The organism is Micromonospora sp. S4605 (assembly GCF_003176715.1).
GTDB classification, from domain to species: domain Bacteria; phylum Actinomycetota; class Actinomycetes; order Mycobacteriales; family Micromonosporaceae; genus Micromonospora; species Micromonospora echinaurantiaca.
Map to the genome: position 1 here is coordinate 71428 of NZ_QGSW01000178.1, position 11504 is coordinate 82931.

Consider the following 11504-nt stretch of genomic DNA (forward strand, 5'->3'; position numbering starts at 1 on the left):
GCGGGGAGGGCTCGTGCGGGTCACCAAGGATCTCGTGGCCGCTTCGGCGACGCCGATGGTGCTGGGCATCCTGGCCGAGGGCGAGAGCTACGGCTACGCCATTCTGCGCCGGATCAACGAGCTCTCCGGTGGGGAGCTGGACTGGACCGAGGGCCTGCTCTACCCGCTGCTGCACCGGCTCGAGCGCCTCGGCCACGTCGAGTCGAGCTGGCAGTCGGTCGCCGGGGAGCGGCGGCGCAAGTACTACCGCATCACCCGGAGCGGCCTGGCCGAGCTCGCCGAACAACGCCGCCAGTGGGACACCGTCGTGGGCGCGCTCAAGCAGGTCTGGCACGGCTCCGGCGACTTCCGGCCGTTCACCGCGATCCCGCTGGAGGGTCAGGCATGACAGCGCCGGAGGATCGGAGCGAACTGGAGGCCCAGTTCGCCCAGTGGCGGCAGCACGTGGAGCGCCGCGCGGAGCTGCACCAGTCCGACGCCGACGAACTCGAAGACCATCTGCGGGGTTCGGTCGACGAGCTGATGGCCGCCGGCCTGCGCGCCGACGAGGCGTTCCTGGTCGCGGTGAAGCGCATGGGCAGCCTCAACGACCTGTCCCGCGAGTTCGCCCGGGAGCATTCGGAACGGCTCTGGAAGCAGCTGGTGCTGACCGGCGCGACGGACGGCCCGGTGGCGCCCACCCGGGGCCGGCGTGACCTGGTCGGGGTGGTCGTCTGCGCGGTGGGCGCGGCGGTCTCCGTCAAGGTGCCGGAGCTGTTCGGGATCAGCATCGAGCGGGACGGCGCGTTCTACGCCACCAACCTCGGCCTCTTCACCCTGCCCTGGCTGGCGGGCTTCCTGGCCTGGCGCCGGCAGGCCGGCAGGGCCGTGATCGGGGCACTGGTCGCGCTGTTCGCGCTCGGCGCGGTGGCGGCCAACGCCTACCCCCTCGCCGACGACTCCCAGTCGGTGGTCCTGACCGCCATCCACCTCCCGATCGCGCTCTGGCTGGTGGTCGGCCTGGCGTACGTGGCCGACGACCTGCGCTCGTCCCGCCGACGGATGGACTTCATCCGGTTCACCGGCGAGTGCTTCATCTACTACGTCCTCATCGCCCTCGGCGGCGGCGTGCTGACCGCTTTCATGTTCGGCACCTTCGAGGCCATCGGGCTCTCCCCGGAGGGCTTCGTCTCGCAGTGGTTGCTGCCCTGCGGCGCGGCCGCCGCGGTGGTGGTGGCCGGCTGGCTCGTCGAGGCCAAGCAGAGCGTCGTGGAGAACATCGCGCCGGTGCTCACCCGGCTGTTCACCCCGCTGTTCACCGCCGTACTGCTGGCCTTCCTCGCCGCTCTCGGGCGCAGCGCGAACGGCATCAACGTCGAGCGGGAAGCGCTGATCCTGTTCAACCTCCTGCTGGTCGTGGTGCTGGGGCTGCTGCTCTACTCGATCTCCGCCCGCGATCCGCTGGCCCCGCCCGGCCTGTTCGACAAGCTGCAGTTCGCCCTCGTGGTCAGCGCCCTCGCCATCGACGTGCTGGTGCTGCTGGAGATCACCGGGCGGATCACCGAGTACGGCACCACCCCCAACAAGGCGGCGGCCCTCGGCGAGAACGTCATCCTGCTGGCCAATCTCGCCTGGTCGGCGTGGCTGCTGCTGGGCTTCGTCCGTCGGCGTGCCCCGTTCGCGGCGATCGAACGGTGGCAGACCGGCTACCTGCCGGTGTACGCCGCGTGGGCCTGGGTCGTGGTCCTGGTCTTCCCCCCGGTGTTCGCCTTCCGCTGAGCCGCCGGCCGCCCGACCGCCGCCGGCGAAGCTCGCCCACCGGCCGTCCCCGTGGCACGGCGGCACGGTCGTCCGGCGACACCGGCCGGCGACTGCCGCGAACACGTCAGGTGATGGCGCCTTGCCGACGCGTGCTGCACTGTGGAGGTTCCTCGACGTCGAGCGTCGACAGCCGGGCAGCCGCGGGAGGATGCGATGGACAGCCGTGCGAGACGGAGAGTCCGGTGGGCGGCGATCGCCGCAGCGGTGGTCGGCCTCGCCGGCCTGTCGGTCGGGGCCGTCGAGTTCGTCCGGGTCTTCCTGGGCCAGCCGCTGGACGTCAAGGCGAACACCGCCGACGTGGTGAGCATGGTCGTGGCGCTGGTCGCGCTCGCCGTCGGCGTGGTCGGCGTCGTCCTCACCGGCCGGCAGCTCCGGCAGGGGCGACCCGAGTCCCGGGAGTCCACCAGGGTCCCGCAGACCCAGATCATCAGCGCCACCGCACCGGGCGCCGCCGCGTACGGCGCGATGAACGGCGACGTGATCCACCACCAGTTGCCGCCTCGCCGGACCGACGACCCGACCGGTCCGCAAACGTGAGGCGGCCCCGGTGACCGTCGCCGGCACTCCGGACGACCCGACCCACGCCCCGCCGTACCGGCAGGACGTGCACGCCGACGGCGGGAACGCCACCGGGGTGATCGGCGGGGACCTGCACGTGTGGGGCGACGGCATCCCGCTGTTCGTGCTGCGCAACTGGCAGCCGTCCCCGACCGTACCGCCCGGCTGGCTGCGCGAGGTGCCGAGCCGGATGCTCAACGCCCGGTACGAGGTCGTCCCGTTCACCGGTCGGGAGGACGACCTCGCCGCGCTGGAGGCGTGGCGGGACAGCGAGGCGCCGACGGCGGCCCGGTGGCTGCACGGCCCGGGCGGGCAGGGCAAGACCCGGCTGGCCGCCCGGCTCGCCGCGCTGTCCGTGGCCGGCGGTTGGAAGGTCCTCGTCGCCGTCCAGGGACCGGGCACGGTGCTCCCGGGAGCGGACAGCCAGGATCTGCGCACCGACGGCGCGGTCGGCCTGCTGGTGATCGTCGACTACGCCGACCAGTGGCCGCTCAGTCACCTGACCTGGCTGTTCAGCAACTCGCTGCTGCAGAAGCCGGGCCTGCCCGTCCGGGTGCTGCTGATCGGCCGCACCGACGACGCGTGGCCGCTGACCCGGGCGGCCCTGGTCGAGCGGTTCGTCGACACCTCCACCCAACTCCTCCGCCCGCTGGGCAGGGCACCCCGCCCGGACCCGGCGGAGGGCCCCCGGGCGGCCATGTTCCAGGCCGCACGCGACGGCTACGCCGCCCGGTACGGCATCGACGGGTCGTCGGTCGGCCGGCCCGAAGGGCTGGACCACCCCGACTTCGGGCTGACCCTGACCATCCACATGGCGGCCCTGGTGGCGGTCGACGCGCACGTGGCCGGACGGCCGGTGCCGGCGACCGGCACCGCGGGCCTGACCGTATACCTCCTGGACCGCGAGCAGCTGTGGTGGGCGCGGCGGCTCGGCGACCCCGGCCACGACCTCGCCCCCGCTGAGCGGACGTACCGTACGCCGCCGGCGACCATGAACCGGCTCGTCTTCGGCGCCGCGCTCACCGGAGCCGTTCCGCGCGCCGAAGGGCTGGCGGTCGTACGACGGCTGGGGGTCACCGACGACGGCGACGCCGCGCTGTCCGACCACCGGTCGTGCTATCCCCCGTCGCCGCCGGGCGCGGACACCGTGCTGGAGCCGCTGTACCCGGACCGGCTCGCCGAGGACTTCCTGGCCCTCACCCTCCCCGGCCACCGGGCCGACTACCCGGCGCAGAGCTGGGCCCGACCGGCGACGACGACGTTGTTCGGCGCGGACGAGCCGCCGCCGGCCTGGTCGCTCCGGGCGGTGGGAATGCTCGCCGCGGCGGCCCAGCGGTGGCCGCACGTCGGACCGGAATGCCTCTTCCGGCTGGTCGACGACCGGCCGGCCGTCATCCTCGCCGCCGGCAACGCGGCGATCGGTGCCGTCGCCGGACTCGACGGGCTCGGCTTCCGCCGGCTGACCGCTCTCGTCGAGCACCTGGAGGCCGCGGATGACACCGACCTGCTACCCGCGATGGCGGCCGTGCAGACCCGGCTGACGCCGTACCGGTTGGCCGAGAACCCCGACCCCGAGGCCCGGATCACCGTGCTGAACGACCTGGCCGCCGTGCAGACGTACGCCGGCCGCTACAGCCAGGCCGCGGCGACCCGGGAGCGGGCCACCGGCATCCTCCGCCGGCTCAGTGCCGAGGTCGACCCGTCCGACGACCGCAGCCCGGCCGGCCAGCTGCGACACCGCGCCAGCAACCGGCTGGGCAGCGCCCTGGTCGACCTGAGCGCGGACCTGTCGGCCGCCGGGCGACGCACCGAGGCGGTACGGCTGGCGGAGCAGGCGATCGCGCTGTACCGGGAGTTCGGCGCCGCCCGCCCCAGCCCGGACTTCAGCCACGCGCAACTGGTCCGCGGCCACGTGGCGCGCCGGGCCGGCCGGCCGGCCGAGGCGCTGCCCGCGTTCCAGGCCGCCATGCGGATCCGTCGACGCCGGATGGACCTCTCACCGTTGGAGCTGGGCGACGTGTGGTTCCTCGCCCTGCACGATCCCGTCGCCCGCACCCTCCTCCGGGCGCTGAACACCGTGCCCCCCTTCCGCCGACGGCTGCAACGCCTCGAGGAGACCTACCTCAGCCCGATCGACCGGATCCCGAACCGCTGGCGGTATCCGGCGAGCGTCGAGGAACGCGCCGCGGATCTCGTGCAGAGCCTCAGCCACCTCGGTACGGCGTTGGCGGACACGGGCCGGTACCTGGAGGCCCGGCGCGCGTCGGCGCTCGCCGTCGTCCTGGCCCGCCGGCATCGGCGGATCCGTCCGCTGCTGGGCGGAGCGCTGACCGAGCTGGCCCGCGCCCTGCTCGCGACCGGCCAGGTGGACGCCGCCCGCACCGCGGCGGCCCAGGCCGTGGCCATCCACCGGGAGCTCGCCGTCGCCCCGGACGACATGGGAAATCCCTCGCTCTCGGTGGCGCTGCTGCAGCTGAGCCGGTGCCGGGCGCGGACCGGCGACGCGGCCGGCGCGGTGGCCGCCGCCGAGGAAGCCGTCCAGGTCCTCCGGCCCGCGGTCGCCAACGACGCCGCGCTGGAGTCCGAGCTGCCCCAGGTGTTGGGCAACCTCGCCGAGCGGCTCCGGGACGCCGGTGACCGGGGCGGCGCGGTCCAGGCCGCGACCGACGCCGTGGCGGTGGCCCGGAGGATGGTCCGGGCCGAACCCGCCATCCACACCATCGTCCTGGCCGGTGCCCTGCACACCCTGGCCACCTGCCTGACGGCGGCCGGCCGGCGAGCGGAGGCGTTGAGCGCCGCGACCGAGTCCGTCCAACGGTGGGCCGAGGTGCCCGGGGCCAGCGGCCGCACGCCGGAACGGGCCGCGGCCGCCCGGACCAGGCGACGGCTGCTGCTGGCCGACCACGGCCGGGCCGGCGCGCTCCGGGCGACCGCCGACGTCGCCCGGGCCTCGGTGGCGGCCGCGTGGTGGCGGACCAGCGCGCTCGTCCACACCGTCCTGCGCCCCAGGCTGGTCAACGACCGCTGGCGGAGCTGACCTTCCCGCCCGGCGGCCGGTACGCCCACCGGGTTGTCCGTGGAGCCGGCCTGTCACCGCGCCCGATCGTGGATAGGGTCGGGGGATGCCATCGCCACCTGGACCACGTCGTTGACGGGCCACGGCGAGCAGGCCCGCCCCGGCCTGGCGCCCGGTGCCCGCTCGCCGGCGGGCACCCTGTTCGCGGCCCTGTACGGCGAACTGACCCCGCACCCGTGGCGGGACCCGGACTCCGACCTGGATCCGTACTTCCTGTTCCACGAGCGGTCGCTCGCCATGGGGTGGCTCGACGGCAGGGCGGCCGGGGGCCCCGAGGACGCCGACCTCAGGGCGGCCGGCCTGTGGGGCATGAACGACGCCGGGGAGGATCATCCACTCGCCGCGCCCGGGGCGTCCCTGGTCGCCTGGTTCCAGGTGGGCGCCGAACCGGTGACCGGCGACCGGCCGCTGCCGGTGCAGCCGTTCCTGCGCTGCGCCGGCGATGCGGTGGCCCGGATCGGCACCCTACGGCTGCGGGCGGTGCAGGTGCTGCTGCCCGTCCAGGGCCTGGCCGCGGCGGCGCGTCCGGAGCCCGCGTTGTCGCCGTCGCTGCTCAGCGCCGGCTGGTTCCGCTCCGGTGATCCGCGGTCGAGGACGCCCCTGCGGGTCACCCTCGACAGCGGGCAGACGCCGTCCGTCCCCTCGGCCGCGCCGCGGCTGCGGGAGTGGCTGAGCCGGCTGGACCAGGACGTGTTCCGGTGCGAGACGTACTCGCTGACCGACCACGATCCGCTGACCGTGCGGCCACCGTTCGGCGACGCCTTCTGGAACGGACCGTCCCGGCACCGGGCGACCTTCCACGGGACGCTTGCCGAGTGGTCCGTGGACGCGCTCGGCTGGCTGGGCGCCTTCCTCGCCGACCTGAGCGCCCGGCACGGGGTCGGCACCCCGCTGCTGCTCACCGCCAGCCGGTTCTGACCTGCTCGAACTCCTCCTCCCAGCGGGCGAGTTCGGCCCGGCGGCCGTGCTGGTAGCCGGCGAACCCGTCGCCGTACACCCGGGGACGCCCGTCGCGGCTGCGGTCGAGGTCCAGGATCGACGTGGCGACGTCGGACAGCAGCGCGCGGTTCTCGCCGCTGGCCAGCGCGGCCGACGCCGACTCGAACGCGGCGATGACCCGCCGCACCGCGGCGAGTTGCACCTCGATCACGTCGCCGACGGTGACCCCGCCCGCCGCGCTCAGCTCCTGCTCGACCAGGCCGAGACCGCCGAACCGGTGCACGGTCCCCGAGTCCGGGGTCAACCCACCGGACAGGGCGGCGGGCAGGGTCGACTTGCCGCACCCGTTCTCCCCCACGATCCCCCAGCGGGCGCCGGGTGCCACCGCCATGCTGACGTCGTCGAAGATGGTTCGCCCGCCGCGTACCACCCGAAGGTGGTCGGCAACGAGCTGAGCCTGCCCGCGGGCAGGCATGGTTACGGTGATCGTCATCTGCTTCCTCCGAACGGAGGCGCACTCGTCCTGCGAGAGAAGGCGGGGGCGCGCTCTTCGACTGACCCGACCGGAATCCGGCCGGAAACGTCAGAACGACCCGTTCGTCGCGATCGGCGAGCGACAACGGGCCGTCCGGAGTCGGATCAGAGGAAGAGCGACTGCGTCACGGATCGAGCGTACCTCCGATGGCGGTCGGTGCCGCCCCGGTTCTCCGCGCACCGGATCGACCGCCGGCCGCCGGCGGCTCGCTGTCGGTCAGGAATGGTCGCGGCCGGAACGGGAATCGGGGTGCCGCGAGCAGCGCGGACGGAGGAGACGGCCGATGACGGACCCAACGCGCACCGGGTTGGAGGATGCCCGCGCGGACGGCGGCTTCGCCGTGGTGGAGCTGTTCACCTCCCAGGGCTGCTCGAGCTGTCCGCCCGCCGAGGAGGTGCTGACCGAGATCGAACGCGACGCCCGGCAGCGGAGGCTGCCCGTGTTCGCCCTCGGCTTCCACGTCGACTACTGGGACTACCTGGGCTGGCCCGACCGGTTCGCCGACGCGGCGTACACCGCGCGGCAGGAGGCGTACGCACGGGCCCTCGGCGCCGGACGGTTGTACACCCCGCAGATGGTCGTCAACGGCACCGTCGAGTTCGTCGGTTCCGACCGACGGCAGGCGGCCACCGCTATCGCGTCCGCGCTCACCGCGGTTTCCGGTACGCCGCTCACCCTGTCGGTCACCGACTCCCCCGGTGGCGGCCGGGTGCTGGTGGACTACCAGACCGTCCCGACTCCGGCGGTGTTGAACGTGGCGGTCGTGGAGCGTGGCCTGGACAGCGAGGTGGCTCGGGGCGAGAACGCCGGGCGGACGCTGCGGCAGGACAACGTGGTACGGGCCTTCTCCTCGATGCGTCCGGAAACCGAGCGGGGTCGGGTGGAACTGGCGGTGCCGCCGGACCTCGATCCCCGGCAGGCCTCGGTGATCGGCTACCTGCAGAACGCCGGTGACAACGCCGTCGTCGGCGCCGCGGCCGTCGACGTGTCCGCAGCACCTCGCTGAGATCCGCAGACCTCGATGAGACCTGCGCTGGACGGCGTCCCTGGCTGAGGGTGTGCACCGTCCCGTCCGGACGTGGGTTTTCCGCGTCGATCACGGACGTTGGTGACCAGCTGGTCCCGCCGCGGCGAGGACCCATCGGGTCGAGCACCTGCGCCCGCCGGACCGGCGGCGCCCAGCACCAGAGGTGGCGGCGCCCTCTCCGCTTGGCACGCTCGCGGGCCAAAGGCCGAGCAGCGACCGACCCGGCGGTGGTGGCGATGTCGTACCGGTGGTCCATGATCCCTGTCGTCACAGCGGCGCGGAGGTGGGCCGGCGTGCGGCAGCATCCTGCCCGGAGCCGGTCTCCGGCGGGAGGTCGGAGATGACGCAGGCGGTCGAAGCCTCGTGGCGACGACGAAGCGTGCTGCGGGTGGTGCCACCCGCCCGGGCGCGCAAACTGGCCAAGGTGCCGTTCGTCGAGTTGGCCGACGGGCGCCTGCAGGGCGTGGTGTCCAGCGGTTCCGACATCGAGCGGGTGTACGTCTCGTCGGTGGCCGCCGGCACCCACGCGTACCACTGCAGCACCAACAACAACCGGCCGTGCGGCGGGCTGCGCGGCAACCCCTGCAAGCACCTGCACGCGCTGGCCGACGAGGCGATCATCCAGTACGGCGTCGAGCCGGTCGCCCGTTACCTGCGGGTGGACGTCGGCGACGGGGTGGACACCGGCGCCGAGCTGTTCGCCCGGATGGATCCCCGGCACGAGCCCAGCCCGGCCGCGGTGGTGTTCAGCCGGTTCCTGCGCCACCTGGCCTACCTGGAGGTGCCGGAGAGCACCGCGCCGCTGCCGGAGTTGCACTGGTTCCCGGCGAGCGCGGCGGTGGGCTGATGCTGGCGCACCAGGTGACCCGGCTGCGCGCGGAGGTGCCGGCGGGGCTGGCCGAGGCTCTCGATGTGGTCGCCGGCTTCGACGACGTGCTGACCCGGGGGCTGGCCCGGCTCGGCGAGGACGACGCCGCCGCGTTGGCGGCGCTGGCCGACGCGCTGGCCGGCACCCCGCTCGGTACGCGGGTGGCCGAGGCGGTCGGCAAGGTGACCGCCGGCTCGGTCGCGCAGGAGCACCTGGCCGTCCTGGCCGGGGCGCGGTCGGCCCTGCTCGGCGCGGCGCACGACGCCCTGCTCGGGCAGCTCGACGACACGCTCGGGCGGGACCGTTCGCCGTGGCCCGGGCCGGCCGCCGCAGCGACACACGTCTCCCCCACCCTGCTGGCGGCGCGGGCCTGGCTGCACGAGGTGGCGCTCACCGGTTGGCGCGGCGTCGACCACGAGCTGGTCTCGGCGGTCGGGGCGCCGGTGGAGGCCGCGCTGGCCGAGCCCGGGTCGCGCCGGCTCGCCGTGCTGCTCGACGGGCTGGCTGCCGAGCTTCGGGCGTGCGTACCGGTGGCGGCGATGCCCCAGGTGCCGGTCCGGCGCTGGGCGGACCTGTGGGCGCGCGGCATGCTGCTCACCCAGGGCGCGCCGGCCGGGCCGGCGGCGGACGTCGAGCGGGTCTCCGGGCGGTTGTTGCCGCTCGGCGTGGATGTCCATGAGCACGACACCGCGGTGCAGGTCCAGCTGCACGCGGTGCTCGAACCGGCCGGCGGCGGGACGCCACGACTGGTCCAGGCGACGGTGGGCGCCGCGAAGGTGGCCACCATCGTCGGGCCGGCGATCTGGCGGCTCTTCCCGGGGCACCCCGCCCTGCTGCGGGCGCTGGCCGAGCGGCGGGCCGTGACGGTCACCGACCTGCCGCTGCTCGGCGGGGACCTGCGGTGGGACGACACCCGGGCCGAGGTGGGCGAGCCGACCGACCCGTTCGCCACGGCGCGGTTGCTGCTCGGGTCGGCGACCGCCGCCTCGACACCGCCGCTGGACCGGCACCCGGCCGCGATCGCCGAACCGGTGCTGGTCGAGGGCGCTGCCGTGCGCGAGGACGACGGCGGGCTCGTCCTCGACCTCGACGGCGAGCGGGTCGCGGTGGCCGCCGACCGGCTGCCGGCGAGCGGGCCGCTCACCCGGAATCGGGTGGCCGGCGCGTCGGCCTGCCTCGGCCTGCTGCGCTGGGACGACGGCCGCTGGCTCCTGCACCCACTCGCCGTACGCTTCACCAGCAGGCGGCAGGTGGCCGAGGCGCACAACGGCGACTGGGCCGGCGGAATCACCGATCCGAAGGTCGCGAAGGCGGAGGCGAAGGCGGGCGACGCCGTGGCGGTGCTGCGCGAGCGCGCGGGACGGTTGCTGCGCCGATGACCGAGACCGTGCGCAACGACGAGAACCGCCGGCAGCTGCTCTACTGGCGGCTGCTGGCCCGGCTGTTCAGCCCGGACGAGCAGCCCGCCCTGGAGTCGGCGAGCATGGCCGTCGTCGAGGATCTCGGCCTGCCGGCCGCACTGCTCGACCCGACGGTCTCGGTCGACACGGTGGTCCAACGCTTCCCGGCGCTCGCCGACGAGCTGCGCGGCCTGCTCACCACCAGCGACGGTGAACCGGCCGCCGGCCCCGCCCGACCCGGCGAGGCCGAGGTACGCCGGGCGGCGCTGGTGTCGAAGCTGCTGCTCAACGTGTTCGCCACCGGCTCCGGGTCGGTCAGCGCCGGCCAGCTCGCCCGCTGGCAGTCCGACGCCGGCTGGTTCGAGCAGGCGCTCGGCGCGGCACCGGGCGAGCTGCGCCGGCAGGGCGGCGAGCTGGGCGGCACGCTCGCCGGGCTGGAGGGCGACCTGGTCCGGCGGATGCACCTGCGGGAGGTGCTGGCCGACCCGAAGCTGGCGAGCAGGCTCACCCCCAGCATGTCGCTGATCGAGCAGTTGCTGCGGGACAAGGCCAACCTGTCCGGGGTGGCGCTGGCCAACGCGAAGGCGCTGATCCGCCGCTACGTCGACGAGGTCGCCGAGGTGCTGCGGACCCAGGTGGAGCAGACCAGCGTCGGCACCGTCGACCGCTCGGTGCCGCCGAAGCGGGTGTTCCGCAACCTCGACCTGGACCGCACCATCTGGCAGAACCTGACCAACTGGAGCCCGGCGGACCAGCGGCTCTACGTCGACCGGCTCTACTACCGGCAGACCGCCCGCCGCACCACACCGGCCCGGCTCATCGTGGTGGTGGACCAGTCCGGGTCGATGGTCGACTCGATGGTCAACTGCACGATCCTGGCGTCCATCTTCGCCGGGCTGCCCAAGGTGGACGTGCACCTGATCGCGTACGACACGCGGGCGCTGGACCTGACCCCGTGGGTGCACGACCCGTTCGAGGTGCTGCTGCGCACCAACCTCGGCGGCGGCAACGACGGGCCGGTCGCGATGGCGATGGCCCGACCCAAGATCGTCGAGCCGAGGAACACCGTCCTGGTGTGGATCTCGGACTTCTACGAGTTCGACCGGTCGCAGCCGCTGTTCGACGGGATCGAGGCCGTCCACCGCTCCGGGGTGCGGTTCATCCCGGTCGGTTCGGTGAACAGCTCCGGCCAGCAGAGCGTCAACCCCTGGTTCCGGCAGCGCTTCAAGGACCTGGGCACGCCGGTCGTCTCCGGCCACATCCGCAAACTCGCCTTCGAGCTCAAGAGCTTCCTCACCTAG

10 protein-coding genes are annotated in these 11504 nt (G+C 74.2%); 9 read left to right on the plus strand and 1 reads right to left on the minus strand.

The annotated features are described in order from the left end of the window. The first annotated feature begins 13 nt into the window (after positions 1-13). The 5 genes from DLJ47_RS13675 to DLJ47_RS13695 all read left to right on the plus strand — a co-directional run bounded on the left by DLJ47_RS13675 (position 14) and on the right by DLJ47_RS13695 (position 6352). The gene (locus DLJ47_RS13675) at positions 14-388 is read left to right on the plus strand and encodes a PadR family transcriptional regulator (RefSeq protein ID WP_109900388.1); all 375 of its coding nucleotides are present in this window, start codon (positions 14-16) and stop codon (positions 386-388) included. Next, positions 385-1758, plus strand: a complete 1374-nt coding sequence (locus DLJ47_RS13680; RefSeq protein WP_109900389.1) for a permease prefix domain 1-containing protein — start codon at positions 385-387, stop codon at positions 1756-1758. Before DLJ47_RS13675 ends, DLJ47_RS13680 begins: the two co-directional genes overlap by 4 nt. A 195-nt stretch (positions 1759-1953) precedes the next feature. Next, positions 1954-2337: a hypothetical protein gene (locus tag DLJ47_RS13685; protein ID WP_146228087.1), complete on the plus strand. Its 384-nt coding sequence runs from the start codon at positions 1954-1956 to the stop codon at positions 2335-2337. 10 nt (positions 2338-2347) lie between these two features. Next, positions 2348-5395: a tetratricopeptide repeat protein gene (locus DLJ47_RS37640; protein WP_109900391.1), complete on the plus strand. Its 3048-nt coding sequence runs from the start codon at positions 2348-2350 to the stop codon at positions 5393-5395. 111 nt (positions 5396-5506) lie between these two features. After that, positions 5507-6352: a hypothetical protein gene (locus DLJ47_RS13695; protein WP_199235831.1), complete on the plus strand. Its 846-nt coding sequence runs from the start codon at positions 5507-5509 to the stop codon at positions 6350-6352. On the opposite strand, the gene DLJ47_RS13700 is transcribed toward DLJ47_RS13695, so the two are convergent. Continuing rightward, positions 6333-6866 (minus strand): ATP-binding cassette domain-containing protein, encoded by a 534-nt coding sequence (locus DLJ47_RS13700; RefSeq protein WP_109900392.1) that lies wholly within the window; start codon positions 6864-6866, stop codon positions 6333-6335. The two genes, DLJ47_RS13695 and DLJ47_RS13700, sit on opposite strands and share 20 nt — an antisense overlap. Positions 6867-7191: 325 nt before the next feature. Between DLJ47_RS13700 and DLJ47_RS13705 the strand changes: the two genes are divergently transcribed. The 4 genes from DLJ47_RS13705 to DLJ47_RS13720 all read left to right on the plus strand — a co-directional run bounded on the left by DLJ47_RS13705 (position 7192) and on the right by DLJ47_RS13720 (position 11504). Then, positions 7192-7914 carry a DUF1223 domain-containing protein gene (locus DLJ47_RS13705; RefSeq protein ID WP_158289816.1) on the plus strand — a complete coding sequence of 241 codons (723 nt, stop codon included), beginning with the start codon at positions 7192-7194 and terminating at the stop codon, positions 7912-7914. 400 nt (positions 7915-8314) lie between these two features. After that, entirely contained in the window at positions 8315-8782 is a 468-nt protein-coding gene (locus DLJ47_RS13710) for a hypothetical protein (protein WP_199235843.1), read from the plus strand. Next, a complete protein-coding gene (locus DLJ47_RS13715) occupies positions 8782-10182 on the plus strand; it encodes a hypothetical protein (protein WP_109900395.1) in 1401 nt (466 codons plus the stop codon). The genes DLJ47_RS13710 and DLJ47_RS13715 overlap by 1 nt, the downstream gene beginning before the upstream one ends. Next, positions 10179-11504 carry a VWA domain-containing protein gene (locus DLJ47_RS13720; RefSeq protein WP_109900396.1) on the plus strand — a complete coding sequence of 442 codons (1326 nt, stop codon included), beginning with the start codon at positions 10179-10181 and terminating at the stop codon, positions 11502-11504. The genes DLJ47_RS13715 and DLJ47_RS13720 overlap by 4 nt, the downstream gene beginning before the upstream one ends.